This window comes from Allobosea lupini, assembly GCF_900109525.1.
Taxonomy (GTDB): domain Bacteria; phylum Pseudomonadota; class Alphaproteobacteria; order Rhizobiales; family Beijerinckiaceae; genus Allobosea; species Allobosea lupini.
Genome location: NZ_FOAN01000001.1, coordinates 1,002,835 through 1,018,385, shown reverse-complemented (window position 1 = coordinate 1,018,385; position 15,551 = coordinate 1,002,835). Strand labels below are relative to the sequence as shown.

The following is a 15,551-nucleotide window of genomic DNA, read 5'->3' as shown; positions in this document are numbered from 1 at the left end:
AGGGCTGGAGGAAACAGGATGTCGCTCGATCGCCGTTCGTTCATCGCCGGCTCGGCCGCGCTGGCCGCGCCGCTCGCCCTGCCGGTGCAGGTCTTCGCCCAGGAGAAGATCGTTCGCTTCTCGCTGCCGCAGGACTTCACCCGCATCTACACCTTCGTGACCTCGGAATATAACCAGGGCCAGCGCGACTACTTCACCCTGGTCAATGATCGCGGCGGCGTCAGTGGCTACAAGATCGTCGCTGACATCACCGACCATGCCAACGACCTGCCGCGCGCCATCGAGGCCTATGAGCGCGGCAAGCGCGAGGGCGCCGTGCTGATCGACCCGCTCTCGACCCCGGTGGCGCGCGCGCTGGTGCCGCGCGCGCTCGAGGACAAGATCAACATGATCACCGCCTATTCCGGCCGCAGCGACGCGGCCGACGGCAGTGCCTTCCCCTATGTGCTGCCGCTCTCGATCAACTACTGGACCCAGGCCGGCCTGATCATCGAGCAGTTCAAGAAGACCGAGAAGGGCAGCCTGAAGGGCAAGAAGATCGTCTTCGTCCACATCGACACCCCCTTCGGCAAGGAGCCGCTGCCAATCCTCAACGTGCTCGCCAAGAAGGAAGGCTATGAGCTCGCGGCCTTCCCCTATACGCCGCCGGGCAACGACCAGTCGGCGATCTGGCCGCAGGTGCGCCGGGCCAGGCCCGATTTCGTGATCTTCTGGGGCGCCGGCGTCGGCCAGACCGTGGCGCTGACCGAGGCTATCCGCAACGGCCTGCCGATGGACCGGGTCTCCGGCAGCGTCTGGCTGTCCGAATCCGACATGGACGTGGTCGGGCGCGAGGCGGCCAAGGGCGTGATGAAGGTCGAGCCCTGCGTCGGCGGCCGCGAGCCCAAGGTGATCAAGGACATCCTCGCGGACGTCGTCGGCAAGGGCAAAGGCGCCGGCCCCGAGAACAAGGTCGGCACGGCCTATTACAACTACGGCGTCCAGATGGCGACGCTGATGGTCGAGGGCGTGCGCAAGGCGGCCGAGAAGGCGCCGAACGGGCCGGTCACCGGCCCCTGGCTCAACGAGGGGCTGCGCTCGATCACCAACTTCACCGCCGACGGCCTGCTGCCGCCGACCACGATCACCAGGGATGACCACCAGGGCGGCGGCATGGGCCGGATCGCGCGATGGGACGGTGCCAAGTTCGTGCCGATCACCGACTGGTATTCGGCCAACCAGGACGTGGTCTGGGAGGAGATCCGCAAGAACTCGGACGAGTTCAAGAAGTCCGGGAAATGATGAGGTCCGGGCGGCGCGGGCGCTCCGCGTCGCCCCTTTTCGGATCGGGCCGATGACGCTGCTGGCGCTGAACAATATCGAGATCGTCTACGATCAGGTCTTCCTCGCTGTGCGCGGCGTCTCGATCGAGGTGCCCGAGAAGGGGCTTGTCGCCGTGCTCGGCGCCAACGGCGCCGGCAAGAGCACGGTGCTGAAGTCGATCTCCGGCCTGCTCAAGCCCGAGCGCGGCGCGGTCACGCGCGGCGAGATCAGTTTCGACGGGCGCTCGATCCTGTCGGTCGACCCGCCCGATCGCGTGCGCCTCGGCATCGTCCATGTGCTGGAGGGGCGACGCGTCTTCGGCCATCTGACGCCGAAAGAGAACCTGATCGCGGCGGCGACCATGCATCGCGAGCGCGGCCATGTCACGGCGCTCATCGACCGGATGTTCGAGACCTTCCCGCGCCTTGCCCAGCGGGCCAAGGCCGAGGCCGGCTACCTTTCCGGTGGTGAACAGCAGATGCTGGCGATCGCCCGGGCCCTGATGACCGAGCCGCGCCTGCTGATGCTCGACGAGCCGAGCCTTGGTCTCGCACCCTTCCTCGTCGACGAGATCTTCGACATCGTCCGCAACGTCAACGCGCGCGACGGCGTCGCCGTGCTGCTGGTCGAGCAGAACGCCACGGCAGCGCTGGAGATTGCCCATTACGGCTACCTGATCGAGAACGGCCGCATCCTGATGAGCGGCGAGGCTGCCGTGCTGAGCGCCAATCCAGACGTCGCCGACGCCTATCTCGGCGGCCATCAGAAGGTCGACTACCACGCAGTCAAGCACTACCGGCGCCGCAAGCGCTGGCTCGCCTGAGACCGTCATGGGCAAGCATTACGATCGCCTGGAGACCCGCCCGCACGCACGCCGCGAGGCCGATCTGTTCGGGCGGCTGCCGCAGGTGATCGCGGCTGCGCAGCGGCTCCCCGCCTGGCGCAAGCATCTTCGCGGCATCGATCCCAAGGCCGTCACCGATCGGGCGGCGCTCTCCCGCCTGCCGGTGCTGCGCAAGTCGGACCTGCCGACAGCCCAGCGCGCAAAGCCGCCCTTCGGCGGTTTTCTGCCTGGCCGCCCGAGCGATTATCGCCGGTTGATGATGTCGCCGGGACCGATCTTCGAGCCCGAGAGCCACGACGACGATCCCTGGCGCGTCGCCCGTGCGCTCGCCGCGACCGGTGCCGGCTGGCGCGACATTGTGCTCAATACCTTTTCCTATCACCTGACGCCCGGTGCCTGGTGCTTCGATGCCGGGGCGCGCGTGCTCGGCTGCGCCGTGATCCCGGCCGGGCCGGGCAACAGCGACGCGCAGCTCGACCTGATCGAGGCCTATCGGCCGACGCTCTATGCCGGCGTGCCGGACTTCCTGAAAATCCTGCTCGATCTCGGCGCGGCGCGCGGGCGCGACCTTTCCAGCCTGAAACGGGCGGTGGTGTCCGGTGCGGCCTTCCCGCCCTCGCTGCAGGCCGAGGTCCGCGCGCGCGGCATCGATGCCTACCAGTGCTATGCCACTGCCGAATGCGGCATCATCGCCTATGAGACGCCGGCCCGCGAAGGCCTCGTCCTCAACGAGGACATCATCGTCGAGATCCTGCGGCCGGGCACCGGGCAGCCGGTGGCGGAAGGCGAGGTCGGCGAGATCGCCGTCACCATCCTCGATCCGAAGAAACCACTGATCCGCTTCGCCGTCGGCGATCTCACTGCGGCGCTGCCGGGACCATCGCCCTGCGGGCGCACCAACCAGCGCATCCGCGGCTGGCTCGGCCGCGCCGACCAGTCGGCCAAGGTCAAGGGCATGTTCGTCCGGCCCGAGCAGGTCGCGGCTGTCGCGGCGCGGCATCCCGAGCTCGACCGCTGCCGGCTGGTGGTGTCGCGCGCCGGCGAGACGGATGCGATGAGCTTCAGGGCCGAGGCTGCCGCACCGAGTGGCGGTTTGGCCGAGGCGGTGAAGGCCTCCGTCCGTGACGTGTTCAAGCTGAGCGGCACGGTCGAGCTGGTGGCACGAGGGACATTGCCCAATGACGGCAAGGTCATCGACGATACGAGGGCGCCGGGCTGAGGCTGGTGGCGCAGAGGGATGAGGATGAGACGATGAGCGATCCGGCAGGCGAAGTTGTGATCACGCAGCGGCAGGGCCCGATCCTGACCGTGACCATGAACCGTCCCAAGGTGCTCAACGTCCTCGACGAGGCGATGGCCGATGCGCTGGTCGCGGCCTTCTCGGGGCTCGCGGCGGACCGCACCATCCGCGCCGTCATCCTGGCCGGGGCAGGGCGCTCCTTCATGGCAGGCGGTGATCTCGCCCGCTTCCAGGCCGATCTGCCTGGCGCGCCGCAGACAGCAACGAAGCTGATCGACCGCTTCCACACCCTGATGCGCCTGATCAAGGCGATGCCGCAGCCGGTGATCGCCGCGGTACAGGGGCCGGTCGCGGGCGGTGGTGTCGGCCTGGCGCTCGCCTGCGACCTCGTGGTGGCGGCAGAGGATGCAAGCTTCCTCTCGGCCTACACCAAGCTCGGCACCAGCCCCGATGGCGGCACCACCTGGACGCTGACGCAGTTGCTCGGCCCGCGCCGGGCGCTGGAATTCGTGCTGCTCAACGAGGCGATCAATGCGCAAACCGCGCTCCAGCTCGGCCTCGTCAACCGTATCGTGCCGCATGACGAGCTGATGGAGACCGCGTACGTCCTGGCTGAAAAGCTCGCCCGCGGCAGCGTCGGTGCGCAAGGCGCGAGCAAGGCGCTGGTCCAGGCCGCGACGCATGGCTCCTTCGAGGCGCAGCTCGATTTGGAGAAACAGAATTTCGTCGCCAATGCCGGCACGCCGGACTTTCGCGAGGGCATCGCCGCCTTCTTCGAGCGTCGGCCGGCGAAATTCTGAAATCAGGCGACAGGGCTGCGTTTGCGCTACTGACGCCCACGGGCGCGATCCCGGCATAGTGCGGCCTAAACCTTGGCCGGAGACACCGCCGCATGACCATGCCTATCCGGATCGGTGCCCTGGCGCCGCTGTCGCCGCCCGGCTGGGTCGAGGCCGGCCGGCATCTGCTCGCCGGGCTCGAGCTCGCCGTCGCCGACGTCAATGCAACCGGCGGGATCGGCGGACGGCCGCTCGAGCTGCTGGTCCGCGACACCGCGGCCGATCCGCAGAAGGCGGTGGCCGTCGTCGATGAACTGGCTGGCCTGGGGATTTCTGCCCTTGTCGGGGAGTACCACAGCGTCGTCGCCCGCGCTGCTGCCGCCAGGGCCGATGCGCTGTGTCTGCCGTTCATTTGCTCCTCGGCGGTCCTCGATGCGCTCACCGAGCAGCCGACGGACTGGGTTGCCCGGATCGCCCCGGCGCAGTCGCGCGGCTGGCGGCTCTATGCCGACTTTCTGCTTGATGCCGGCCACCGGCACGTCGCCGTCGCAACCGTGCCGAGCGTCTACTGGGCCTCCGGAACACGTATCCTGCAGGACTGCATCACGCCACGCGGGGGGAGCGTCATCGAGCTCGAGATGAGCTCGATGACGCCTGCCGCGCTTTGCGACCACCTCGCCGACCAGGGCGCCACGTGCCTGCTGCTGCTGGTCGGCCATCCGGAGCCGGCGGTGTCGCTCGTCAAAGCGATCCGCAGCGATCCGCGCCTCGGCAACGTTCTGATCGGTGCGCCGGCAGGGCCGCCCGAGCTGCCCGAATGGCTGGCCCTGCTCGGCACGGACGGAGCCGCGATCCCGTTCCTACGCTATCTGCCGGAGCAGCTTCCACCGCTCGGTGTGCGAGTCGAAGCCGCCCTGCGCCAGCGGCTGGCGCAGGCGCCGTCCTTCGTCGCCTTCGAGGGCTACGACACGGTTGCCGTTCTTGCCGCGATGATGCGGTCCCACGGCACTGAGCCGGGACGTCTGGCGCAGGCCTGGTCGGAGGTATCGGTCGAGGGCACGCGCGGGCAGATCGGCTTCTCGCGCGTGCCGGGCATCAGCGTCTGGCAATGGGCCTGGCCGCCGATCCAGGTCGTCGATCGGGACCCGGCGGCGCCCGATCGTTTTCGCGTCCTGAGCGCCGGCTGAGGGCGCGTACAGGCAGCTCAATTGCCGTGCATCAGCCGGTCTTGGCCTGGTTGAAGTCCGAGATGCCGCCATGCGCGGCCGACCACTTGGCCGGCTCGTTCAGGAAGCTCTCGACCTCGGCCAGCACCTTGGGCTCGAAATGCCCGCTCGCCTTGGCGACCTTGAGCACGTCCCACCAAGTGGTGAGATAGTGCAGGCCGACGCCGATCTCCTTCATCATCTCGCGCCCCTGCGGGAAGATGTCGTAGTAGAACAGCACGAAGCAGTGATCGACCTTGGCGCCGGCGTCGCGCAGCGCCTTGCAGAAATTGACCTTGCTGCCGCCGTCGGTGGCGAGATCCTCGACCAGCAGCGTGCGCGCGCCCTCGACAACCTCGCCCTCGATCTGGGCATTGCGGCCGAAACCCTTGGGCTTCTTGCGGACATACTGCATCGGCAGCGAGAGCCGGTCGGAGATCCAGGCGGCGAAGGGAATGCCGGCGGTCTCGCCACCCGCGACGATGTCGATCGATTCATAACCGATGTCACGCACGATCGTCGTCGCGGCGAAGTCGATCAGCGAGGAGCGCAGCCGCGGGAAGGAAATGATCTTGCGGCAATCGATATAGACCGGGCTCGCCCAGCCGGAGGTGAAGATGAAGGGCTTGTCCTGGTAGAAGTGGACTGCCTTGATCTCCAGCAGCATCTTGGCCGCTTCGAGCGCGATGGTATCCCGGTCGACCGGCATGTAGAGATTGGGCATGGTCTTGGTCTCCAGGGCCAGCGCGCGCCAGCCTTCGCCGTTTGCAGGCGTTGGCGCGGCTCGTGTCGAATTCGCAAACGGCCTCTTCTCGACAGGTTGCCGGTGAAGGTCAATCCCTGCCGTGCGCTGTCCCCGGAAGATCGTTGGGCTTGACCTTATCCCACCTTCGCGAGTCATCCAGGACGGAGCGAAGCGGAGATCCGGGATCCATTCCGGAACCTCTATCGGAAAGGCTCCGGAATGGGTCCCGGGTCTCCCTTCGGTCGCCCGGGACGACCCGCGTTTTGGTGCGGGAAGATTCCCGCGCTTCGCAGTTGGCATGGCGTCGGCTATGGCAGTCCTTAACGAGAGTAAGGCCTGCCTGCGGATTCGTTTGGGGGCAGGTCAGCACAGGGGCAGGGCATGAGCGTCACGGAACTCTTCGGCAGCAGCGAGGCCAAGGCTGCCACCCCGGCGCAGACACTGACAATCCGCCGCCCGGACGATTGGCATGTCCACCTGCGCGACGGCGCCATGCTGAAGGCAGTGCTGCCCTTCACCGCCGCGCAGTTCAAACGCGGCATCATCATGCCGAACCTGGTCCCGCCGGTCACCTCGGTCGACGCGGCATCGGCCTATCGCGAGCGCATCCTGGCGGCGCGCCCGGACGGCAACGATTTCACGCCCCTTATGACCTGCTATCTGACCGACTCGACCCATCCGGATGAGATCGAACGCGGCTTCCGCGACGGCGTCTGGGCCGCGGCCAAGCTCTATCCCTCGGGCGCGACGACCAATTCCCATCACGGGGTCACCAGCATTCCCAAGCTCGCCCCGGTGCTGGAGCGAATGGAAAAGATCGGCATGCCGGTCCTCGTCCATGGCGAGGCGACCGACCCGGCCGTCGACATCTTCGACCGCGAGGCGGTGTTCATGGAGACAGAGATGCTGCCGCTGCTGAAGCGGCATCAGGGCCTGAAGGTCGTGGTCGAGCATGTCACCACTGCCGAGACCGTCGAACTGGTGCGCGCCCATGCCGGCCGGGCAGCGGCGACGGTGACGCCGCATCACCTGATCATCAACCGCACCTCGATCTTCCAGGGCGGCCTCAGGCCCCATCTCTATTGCCTGCCGGTCGCCAAGCGTGAACGCCACCGTCTCGCTCTGCGCAAGGCGGTCACCGCCGGCGACGGCAATTTCTTCATCGGCACCGACACGGCCCCGCATCTGCGCAGCGCCAAGCAGGCGGAGTGCTGCTCGGCCGGCGTCTTCGGCGGCGCCACCGCCCTGCAGACCTATGTCCAGGTCTTCGACGAGGAGGGCGCGCTCGATCATTTCGAGGCTTTTGCCTCCGAGAACGGCGCGCGCTTCTACGGCCTGCCGCTGAACGAAGGCACGATCACGCTGGAGAAGCGGCCCTGCCGGGTCTCGCCGACGGTAGCGGTCGGCGAGGAGGACGTCGTCATTTTCAGAGGCGGCGAGGAGCTGCCCTGGTCGCTGGGCGAGGTGAGGGGCTGATCCGCCCGCTCAGCCTGCTGCGGCCGGCTCGATCAGCTTGGCGATGTTGAGCAGCTGCTGGTCCCGGCCTGCGACGGCGCTCAGCATCAGCCCGCCCGAGAGCTTGTCGCCGAGCGGCATCGGCAGCGAGATCGAGCACAGGTCGAACAGGTTGCCGAAGGCCGGGTTGCGCAGGATCAGGCGATTGGCCGCGAAGAAGGCCTCGTCATCCGCCTCCATCGCGGCGATCGTCGGCGCCTCGATCGGCACGGTCGGCGCCAGGAAGCCGTCGAGCCCGTCGAGCTGGGCGGCGAGTCTTCCGATCAGCGCCCGGCGCCTCTCCATGGCGATGATGTAGTCGGTCGCCTTGCAGGGCACTCCGATGGCGATGCGGGCGGCGACGCGCCGGTCGTAAGTCTCGGCCTTGCTCTCCAGGAGGTCGCGATGCACCGCCGCTGCCTCGACCGTGACCAGCGGCACCGGGCATATTGCCAGCATCTCCTGCCAAAGCCCGTCGAGATCGACCGGCTCGACCGCGATGCCGAGCCGCGTCACGCGCTCGATCGCCGCCTCATAGGCCTTGGCGACGGACGGGGCTGCTTCGGCCAGGAAGCCGCCGCGCGCCACGCCGAGGCGGATGCGGGCCGGCGACAGGCCTTCCGCGAGATCGAAGGGTCGATCCGCCAGCACTGAGAGCAGGCGCGCGCAGCCGGCCACATCCTTGGCCAGCGGGCCTATCGAATCGAGGCTCGGCGCCAGCGGGAAGCAGCCCTCATCGGGAACCGTCTTGTGCGTCGGCTTCATCCCGGTGATGCCGTTGAAGGCGGCAGGGATGCGGCAGGAGCCGCCGGTATCGGTGCCGACCGTCAGCTCCGACGAGCCTTCCGCCACCGAGACCGCCGCGCCGGACGAGGAGCCGCCCGGGATGCGCGCCTTGTCGACGGCACTGCCAGGCGTGCCGAAGGTGGTGTTGAGGCCGATGCCGGAGAAGGCGAACTCGGTCATGTTGGTCTTGCCGATGATCACCGCGCCGGCCCGGCGCAGCCGCGCCACCGAAGGCGCATCCTGAGCCGCTGCGGTTGCGCCCTTCAGCACGCTGGAGCCGGCCCAGGTCGTCACGCCCTTCACGTCGAGCAGGTCCTTGACCGAGACGATCGTGCCGTCGATCGCGCTCAACTGCAGCCCGGCTTCGCGGCGGCGATCGGCGGCGTCGGCCTCGGCGCGCGCGGTGTCGAGCAAAAGCTTTGTGAAGACCGGGGCGCCGTCGCCGATGCGGGCGAGATTGGCTTCGAGCTTGTCGCGGACGCTGCGGGACATCGGGCGGACCTGGCTGCTTGAGGAACGCGGCGGAAAGCCGGCGCCTCTGGTTAGGCCAGTTCGCGATGCGATGGAACCGCCGGCCCGTCATCTCGGACCTGCGCGGCTAGGCGGCCTGCTCGGACTGATGAGCGAGCGCCTCCGCGGCGACGCCGCCAGGGCAGGGCAGCAGCGGCTTGCCCTGAAGCAACGCGTTCCGCGCGAACAATTCGGCCAGCCAGTCGACAAAGACGCGGACCTTGTTCGAGAGGTGGCGGTTCGGCGGATAGATGATGTGCAGCGGCTTCGGCTTCGTGCACCAGTCGGTCAGGATCGGGACGAGCCGGCCAGAGGCGATGTGCGCCATCGCCATGAACGTCGGCACCTGCATGACGCCGAGCCCCGCCAGCCCGGCGGCGACATAGCCGGTCCCGTCGTTCAGGGAGACGACATAGTCGCCCTGGATCTCGATCGTCTCCTTCGGGCTGGCGAAGGTGAAGGGCATGATGCGGCTGGTGCCGGCCCGGCGATAGCCGATCGCGAGATGGCCGTCCTCCAGATCGCGCGGGTGCTGCGGCGTGCCATGCTTGGCGAGATAGCCCGGCGTCGCACAGGTGATCAGCATCATCTCGCCGATGCGGCGGGCGATCAGGCTCTGATCCTCGATCGCGCCGGCACGGATGGCGAGGTCGAGATTCTCGCCGATCAGGTCGGCTGGCCGGTCGGACAGGCCCATGTCGACCTGGATTTCGGGATAGCGGGCCAGGAAACCGGGCAGGGCCGGCAGGATGATGTCGGTGGCGAACGACGCGCTGACATCGATGCGCAGGCGCCCGCTCGGCCGGGCCTGCGAGGAGGCCATGCTCTGGTCGAGCTCGTCGATCTCGCCGAGCACGCGCAGCGCCCGTTCGTAATAGGCGGCGCCGTCCATCGTCACGGTGACGCGCCGCGTCGTGCGGTTGAGCAATTGCGCGTGCAGATGCCCTTCGAGCTGCTGGATCAGCTTGGTCACGGTCGGTTTGGGCAAGTCGAGCAGCTCGGCGGCGCGGGTGAAGGTGCCGACTTCGACGACGCGCACGAAGGCGCGCATGGCGTTGAGCTGGTCCATATCGAGGCTCCGGATAGTCCGTCGATTGTTTCCATATGGAAATAATGTAGGAGCAGAACGGCGGTTTATTAAGCTGAGAGCATCACCTAAATCGTGATGCACCGCAACATTCGTCAGGCGCCGTCGCCATGCTCGTCCCGTCCGTCCCGGAAAGCCGCTATCGCCGCGCCGTCTTCTGGCGCGAGCAGAGCGTTGCGGTCGGGCGCGACAAGCTCGCCGGCCGGCTCTATGCGCCGGCTGCCGTGCCGGACGAGGCTGGCCTTGTCGTCCATCTGCATGGCGGTACCTTCGACAGCGGCACGCTTGCGTCCGGCGAAGCTGTCGCGACCACGCTGGCCGAGGCGGGCGCGATCGTGATCTCGCTGCCTTATCCGCTCGCACCCGCCAATCCCTTCCCGCAGGCGCTCGAAGCCTCCTATGCGGCGCTCGAGAAGATCGCCCGCGACAAGGCGCGCTGGGTCGGGAAGACCGCGCCGCTCTATGTGGCGGGCGAGGAGGCCGGCGGCAACCTGGCCGCAGCCCTCGCCATGATGGCGCGCGACCGGCACGGCCCGCCGCTCGCCGGCCAGATCCTGTTTTCGCCGATGCTCGATTCCTGCCTCGGCACCTATTCCTTCCGCAATGCCGAGGCCGGCCCGGTCGGCTGCCGCTGGGCCGATGGCTGGCATGCCTATCTCGGCTCGCCCGAAAAGGCGGCGCATCCTTACGCTGCCCCCGTCAATGCCGTCAGGCTGACCGGGCTCGCACCGGCCCTGATCGTCACCGCCCAAGACGACCTCTTGCGCGACGAGAGCGTCAACTATGCCCACCGGCTGAAGGCGGCCGGCGTCGACACCACCATCCGCATCGTCGGCGGCCCGAGCCGCTGGCCGGATGCCTTCGCCGAAGGGCCCCGCGACGGCTCCTGCCTGTGCGCGGCCTGTCATCACGTCAGCGAGTTCTTCACCGCGACCGCACCGTCCTAGAACCGCCGGTCGTCCGCTCTTTCAACCTCTCTCCACGAAGGAATGAACCCATGATTCTGGGAACGGTCCGTCATGCCCTGTTGGGCGTTGCCATCACCGCCGGCGTCTCGCTTGCGGCGCTCACTGCCGCCGTCCATGGCTCGAACACCGCGCAAGGCGACACCGCTCCCGCCGCACCGCCGGCGACGCCGGTTTCGGTCGCGGTCGTCGAGCAGCGCGCGCTGGTCAGCTGGGCCGAGTTCTCCGGCCGACTCGAAGCGATCGAGCGCGTCGAGATTCGCTCGCGCGTCTCCGGCGTCGTCGAGCAGGTGCACTTCTCGCAAGGCGCGCTGGTCAAGCAGGGCGATCTGCTGGTCAGCATCGACCAGGCGCCCTACCAGGCCGAATTCGAGCGGGCCCAGGCCCAGTTGCTTGCGGCCGAGGCCCGCGTCGCGCTTGCCGCGGGCGAGCATGAGCGCGGTCAGAAGTTGATGTCGACGCAGAACGTCTCGCAGCGCGACCTCGACACCAGGCTGAATGCGCTGCGCGAGGCGCAGGCCAACGAGCGCGCCGCCCGCGCCGCCCTGCAGTCGGCCAGGCTCAACCTCGACTACACCCAGATCCGCGCCCCCATCGGCGGCCGCATCGGCCGACTGGAAGTCACCGTCGGCAACTTGGTCGCCGCCGGCGCCAATGCGCCGCTGCTGACGACTTTGGTCTCGGTCGATCCGGTCTATGCCGGCTTCAACGCCGATGAGGGCTCGCTGCTGAAGGCGCTGGCGACGCTGCCGGCCGAGCCCGGCAAGCCGCGCGACCTCAAGCGCATCCCGGTGCAGATGACGACTGCGGCGAACGAGGCCGCGCCGGTCTCCGGCCATCTCAACTTCGTCGACAACGGCATCGACGCCGCGACCGGTACGGTCCGCGTCCGGGCGATCTTCGACAACAAGGACGGCGCGCTGATGCCCGGCCAGTTCGTGCGCCTGCGCATGGGCCAGGCCAAGTCCGAACCAGCACTGGTCATCAACGAGCGGGCTGTCGGCACCGACCAGAACAAGAAGTTCGTCTTCGTCGTCGGCAAGGACCACAAGGCCCAGTGGCGCGAGGTCACGCTCGGCACGGCCGCCGAGGGCCTGCGCATCGTCACCAGCGGGCTGGAAGCGGGCGAGCAGATCGTCGTCAACGGCCTGCAGCGTATCCGCCCTGGCGCCTCCGTCGCCCCCGAGCAGGTGCCGATGGCCGAGCGCTCCGAACTGAAGAAGCCCACGACCGAGCTCGCGCAGCGCTAAGGCGCGCGATCCCATCCCAGTTCTATCGCCCCGCCGGCCGCTTCGGGACCGGCGGGGCCGCCGCCTTGAAGGGGCACCCCCATGAACCTCTCGAAGTTCTTTATCGACCGGCCTATCTTCGCCGGTGTCCTCTCCGTCCTGATCTTCCTCGCCGGCCTGCTGGCGCTGCGGGCGCTGCCGATCTCGGAATATCCCGAGGTCGTGCCGCCCACTGTGGTGGTGCGCGCGCAATATCCCGGCGCCAATCCGCGCGTCATCGCCGAGACCGTGGCGACGCCGATCGAGGAGCAGATCAACGGCGTCGAGGGCATGCTCTATATGTCGAGCCAGGCGACGACCGACGGCGTGATGACGCTGAACGTCACCTTCAAGCTCGGCACCGATCCGGACAAGGCCCAGCAGCTGGTCCAGAACCGGGTTTCCCAGGCGGAACCCCGCCTGCCTGAGGAGGTGCGCCGTCTCGGCGTCACCACCATCAAGAGCTCGCCGGACCTGACGATGGTGGTGCACATCACCTCGCCGAATGGCCGCTACGACATGACCTATCTGCGCAATTACGCCGTCCTCAATGTCAAGGACCGGCTGGCACGCATCGACGGCGTCGGCCAGGTCCAGCTCTTCGGCTCGGGCGACTATTCGATGCGCGTCTGGCTCGACCCGCAAAAGGTTGCCGAGCACGGCCTCTCGCCCTCCGACATCGTCCGCGAGATCCGGGCCCAGAACGTTCAGGCCGCTGCCGGCGTCATCGGCGCTTCGCCGAGCGGGCCGGGGCTCGATTTGCAGCTCTCGGTCAATGCGCAGGGCCGCCTCGCCAGCGAGGAGGAGTTCGGCGAGATCATCGTCAAGACTGCCGCGAGCGGCGCGGTGGTGCGCCTGAAGGACGTCTCCCGCATCGAACTGGGCGCCGCCGAATACGCGCTGCGCTCGCTGCTCAACGGCAAGTCGGCCGTCGCCGTGCCGGTCTTCCAGGCGCCGAATTCCAACGCCATCGCCATCGCCGACCGCGTCCAGGAGACGATGCGCGAGATCAAGCAGAACATGCCCGAGGGCGTGGACTACTCGATCGTCTACGACACCACCCAGTTCGTCCGCGCCTCGATCAAGGCGGTGATCTCGACGCTGCTCGAGGCGATCGCGCTGGTCGTGCTCGTCGTCATCGTCTTCCTGCAGACCTGGCGCGCCTCGATCATCCCGCTCGTCGCCGTGCCGATCTCGGTCGTCGGCACCTTCGCGGTGATGTACCTCTTCGGCTTCTCGATCAACGCGCTCTCGCTGTTCGGCCTCGTGCTGGCGATCGGCATCGTCGTCGACGACGCCATCGTCGTGGTCGAGAATGTCGAGCGCAACATCGAGAACGGCCTGTCGCCGCGCGAAGCCACCTACAAGGCGATGCGCGAGGTCTCCGGCCCGATCATCGCGATCGCGCTCGTCCTCGTCGCGGTCTTCGTCCCGCTCGCCTTTATCAGCGGCCTGACCGGCCAGTTCTACCGCCAGTTCGCGCTCACCATCGCGATCTCGACGGTGATCTCGGCGATCAACTCGCTGACCCTGTCGCCGGCGCTCGCGGCGCTGCTGCTGCGCGGCCATGACGCCCCCAAGGATGCGCTGACCCGCGGCATGGACTTCCTGTTCGGCTGGTTCTTCCGCGGCTTCAACCGCTTCTTCAACCGCAGCTCCGAAGCCTATGGCGGCGGCGTCACCCGCATCCTCGGCCGCAAGACCGTGATGCTCGTGGTCTACGCCGGCCTCGTCGGCCTGACCGTCATGCTCTTCCAGAAGGTGCCGTCGGGCTTCGTGCCGGGCCAGGACAAGCAGTACCTCGTCGGCTTCGCCCAGCTGCCCGACGCGGCGACGCTCGACCGCACCGAGGACGTCATCCGCAGGATGGACGCGATCGCGCTGAAGCATCCCGGCGTCGAGAACGCGATCTCCTTCCCCGGCCTGTCGATCAACGGCTTCACCAACTCCTCGAACGCCGGCATCGTCTTCGTCGGCCTGAAGCCCTTCGACCAGCGCAAGGACCCTTCGCTCTCGGGCAACGCCGTCGCCATGCAGCTCAACAAGGAGTTCGCCGGCATCAAGGAGGCGTTCATCGCGATGTTTCCGCCGCCGCCCGTCCAGGGCCTCGGCACCATCGGTGGCTTCAAGCTGCAGATCGAGGACCGCGCCGGCCTCGGCTACAAGGCGCTCGACGAGGCGACCAAGGCCTTCATGGCCAAGGCCGCGACGGCGCCCGAGCTCGCCGGCATGTTCTCGAGCTTCCAGGTCAACGTGCCGCAGCTCTATGCCGACATCGACCGCACCAAGGCGCGCCAGCTCGGCGTTCCCGTCACCGATGTCTTCGAGACGCTGCAGATCTATCTGGGCTCGTCCTATGTGAACGACTTCAACAAGTTCGGCCGCACCTACACGGTGCGCGTCCAGGCCGACGCCCCTTACCGCGCCTATCAGGAGGACATCGGCAAGCTCAAGGTCCGCTCGAATTCGGGCGAGATGGTCCCGCTCTCGGCCGTGCTCAACGTGCGCACCGATGCCGGCCCCGAACGCGCCATGCGCTATAACGGCTTCCTCAGCGCCGACATCAATGCCGGCCCGGCTCCCGGATTCTCCTCGGGCCAGGCGCAGGACGCCGTCACCCGGATCGCCGCCGAGACCCTGCCCAAGGGCTTCGCCTTCGAATGGACCGAGCTGACCTATCAGGAGATCCTGGCCGGCAATTCCGCCATCCTGGTCTTCCCGGTCGCGATCCTGCTCGTCTTCCTGGTGCTGGCGGCGCAATATGAGAGCCTGACCCTGCCGGTCGCGATCCTGCTGATCATCCCGATGGGCCTGCTCGCGGCGATGGCCGGCGTCTGGTGGAGCGGTGGCGACAACAACGTCTTCACCCAGATCGGCCTCGTCGTCCTGGTCGGACTATCCGCCAAGAACGCCATCCTGATCGTCGAATTCGCGCGCGAGCTCGAATTCGAGGGGCGCACGCCGGTCGAGGCCGCGATCGAGGCCAGCCGCCTGCGCCTGCGGCCGATCCTGATGACCTCGCTCGCCTTCGTCATGGGTGTGGTGCCGTTGGTGCTCTCGACCGGGGCGGGCGCCGAGATGCGCCAGGCCATGGGCATCGCGGTCTTCGCCGGCATGATCGGCGTCACCGCCTTCGGCATCTTCCTGACGCCGGTGTTCTACGTGCTGATGCGCAAGCTCTCGGGGAACAAGCCACTCAGGCAGCATGGGGTGGAGGAGAAGGGGGAGATGGCTGAGGCGGCTTAACGGCGCCGGGCGGGGTTGCGGGGTGCGCGATGTTGTTGCCCCGGACGTGACCCGCCCGGACATTGAGACGATATATCATT

At 67.8% G+C, this 15,551-nt stretch carries 12 protein-coding genes; 9 read left to right on the top strand and 3 right to left on the bottom strand.

The window, feature by feature from the left end; all coding sequences use genetic code 11:
- Positions 1-18 precede the first annotated feature (18 nt).
- From BMZ21_RS04920 to BMZ21_RS04900, 5 genes are all read left to right on the top strand, one after another.
- Positions 19-1,281, top strand: coding sequence for an ABC transporter substrate-binding protein (locus tag BMZ21_RS04920; RefSeq protein ID WP_158673510.1), 1,263 nt, complete (start codon positions 19-21; stop codon positions 1,279-1,281).
- Positions 1,282-1,333: 52 nt separating this feature from the next.
- Positions 1,334-2,125 carry an ABC transporter ATP-binding protein gene (locus BMZ21_RS04915; RefSeq protein WP_091830257.1) on the top strand — a complete coding sequence of 264 codons (792 nt, stop codon included), beginning with the start codon at positions 1,334-1,336 and terminating at the stop codon, positions 2,123-2,125.
- 7 nt (positions 2,126-2,132) lie between these two features.
- Entirely contained in the window at positions 2,133-3,365 is a 1,233-nt protein-coding gene (locus tag BMZ21_RS04910; RefSeq protein WP_091830254.1) for a phenylacetate--CoA ligase family protein, read from the top strand.
- A 32-nt stretch (positions 3,366-3,397) separates the two neighbouring features.
- Positions 3,398-4,186 carry an enoyl-CoA hydratase/isomerase family protein gene (locus tag BMZ21_RS04905; RefSeq protein WP_091830252.1) on the top strand — a complete coding sequence of 263 codons (789 nt, stop codon included), beginning with the start codon at positions 3,398-3,400 and terminating at the stop codon, positions 4,184-4,186.
- Positions 4,187-4,278: 92 nt separating this feature from the next.
- Positions 4,279-5,352 carry an ABC transporter substrate-binding protein gene (locus BMZ21_RS04900; RefSeq protein ID WP_091830250.1) on the top strand — a complete coding sequence of 358 codons (1,074 nt, stop codon included), beginning with the start codon at positions 4,279-4,281 and terminating at the stop codon, positions 5,350-5,352.
- Between the two features lie 31 nt (positions 5,353-5,383).
- Here the strand turns inward: BMZ21_RS04900 and BMZ21_RS04895 are convergent, their stop codons facing one another.
- Positions 5,384-6,094, bottom strand: coding sequence for an orotate phosphoribosyltransferase (locus tag BMZ21_RS04895; RefSeq protein ID WP_091830248.1), 711 nt, complete (start codon positions 6,092-6,094; stop codon positions 5,384-5,386).
- Between the two features lie 402 nt (positions 6,095-6,496).
- On the opposite strand from BMZ21_RS04895, the gene pyrC reads away from it, so the two are divergent.
- Positions 6,497-7,591 (top strand): dihydroorotase, encoded by a 1,095-nt coding sequence (gene pyrC / locus BMZ21_RS04890; protein ID WP_091830246.1) that lies wholly within the window; start codon positions 6,497-6,499, stop codon positions 7,589-7,591.
- A gap of 9 nt (positions 7,592-7,600) precedes the next feature.
- Here the strand turns inward: pyrC and BMZ21_RS04885 are convergent, their stop codons facing one another.
- Both BMZ21_RS04885 and BMZ21_RS04880 read right to left on the bottom strand, forming a co-directional pair.
- Positions 7,601-8,887, bottom strand: a complete 1,287-nt coding sequence (locus BMZ21_RS04885) for an amidase (protein ID WP_091830244.1) — start codon at positions 8,885-8,887, stop codon at positions 7,601-7,603.
- Between the two features lie 106 nt (positions 8,888-8,993).
- Positions 8,994-9,974 carry a LysR family transcriptional regulator gene (locus BMZ21_RS04880; protein WP_091830242.1) on the bottom strand — a complete coding sequence of 327 codons (981 nt, stop codon included), beginning with the start codon at positions 9,972-9,974 and terminating at the stop codon, positions 8,994-8,996.
- A 128-nt stretch (positions 9,975-10,102) separates the two neighbouring features.
- Between BMZ21_RS04880 and BMZ21_RS04875 the strand changes: the two genes are divergently transcribed.
- The 3 genes from BMZ21_RS04875 (at position 10,103) to BMZ21_RS04865 (ending at position 15,471) form a co-directional block, all read left to right on the top strand.
- Positions 10,103-10,939: an alpha/beta hydrolase fold domain-containing protein gene (locus BMZ21_RS04875; RefSeq protein WP_091830240.1), complete on the top strand. Its 837-nt coding sequence runs from the start codon at positions 10,103-10,105 to the stop codon at positions 10,937-10,939.
- A gap of 50 nt (positions 10,940-10,989) precedes the next feature.
- A complete protein-coding gene (locus BMZ21_RS04870) occupies positions 10,990-12,207 on the top strand; it encodes an efflux RND transporter periplasmic adaptor subunit (protein WP_091830238.1) in 1,218 nt (405 codons plus the stop codon).
- Positions 12,208-12,288: 81 nt separating this feature from the next.
- Entirely contained in the window at positions 12,289-15,471 is a 3,183-nt protein-coding gene (locus tag BMZ21_RS04865; protein WP_091830236.1) for an efflux RND transporter permease subunit, read from the top strand.
- Positions 15,472-15,551 lie beyond the last annotated feature (80 nt).

What these genes read in the sequence shown, in the direction of transcription:
- BMZ21_RS04920 (WP_158673510.1), top strand. Translation starts at nt 19, where the DNA reads ATGTCGCTCGATCGCCGTTCGTTCATCGCCGGCTCGGCCGCGCTGGCC.
- BMZ21_RS04915 (WP_091830257.1), top strand. Translation starts at nt 1,334, where the DNA reads ATGACGCTGCTGGCGCTGAACAATATCGAGATCGTCTACGATCAGGTC.
- BMZ21_RS04910 (WP_091830254.1), top strand. Translation starts at nt 2,133, where the DNA reads ATGGGCAAGCATTACGATCGCCTGGAGACCCGCCCGCACGCACGCCGC.
- BMZ21_RS04905 (WP_091830252.1), top strand. Translation starts at nt 3,398, where the DNA reads ATGAGCGATCCGGCAGGCGAAGTTGTGATCACGCAGCGGCAGGGCCCG.
- BMZ21_RS04900 (WP_091830250.1), top strand. Translation starts at nt 4,279, where the DNA reads ATGACCATGCCTATCCGGATCGGTGCCCTGGCGCCGCTGTCGCCGCCC.
- BMZ21_RS04895 (WP_091830248.1), bottom strand. Translation starts at nt 6,094, where the DNA reads ATGCCCAATCTCTACATGCCGGTCGACCGGGATACCATCGCGCTCGAA.
- pyrC (WP_091830246.1), top strand. Translation starts at nt 6,497, where the DNA reads ATGAGCGTCACGGAACTCTTCGGCAGCAGCGAGGCCAAGGCTGCCACC.
- BMZ21_RS04885 (WP_091830244.1), bottom strand. Translation starts at nt 8,887, where the DNA reads ATGTCCCGCAGCGTCCGCGACAAGCTCGAAGCCAATCTCGCCCGCATC.
- BMZ21_RS04880 (WP_091830242.1), bottom strand. Translation starts at nt 9,974, where the DNA reads ATGGACCAGCTCAACGCCATGCGCGCCTTCGTGCGCGTCGTCGAAGTC.
- BMZ21_RS04875 (WP_091830240.1), top strand. Translation starts at nt 10,103, where the DNA reads ATGCTCGTCCCGTCCGTCCCGGAAAGCCGCTATCGCCGCGCCGTCTTC.
- BMZ21_RS04870 (WP_091830238.1), top strand. Translation starts at nt 10,990, where the DNA reads ATGATTCTGGGAACGGTCCGTCATGCCCTGTTGGGCGTTGCCATCACC.
- BMZ21_RS04865 (WP_091830236.1), top strand. Translation starts at nt 12,289, where the DNA reads ATGAACCTCTCGAAGTTCTTTATCGACCGGCCTATCTTCGCCGGTGTC.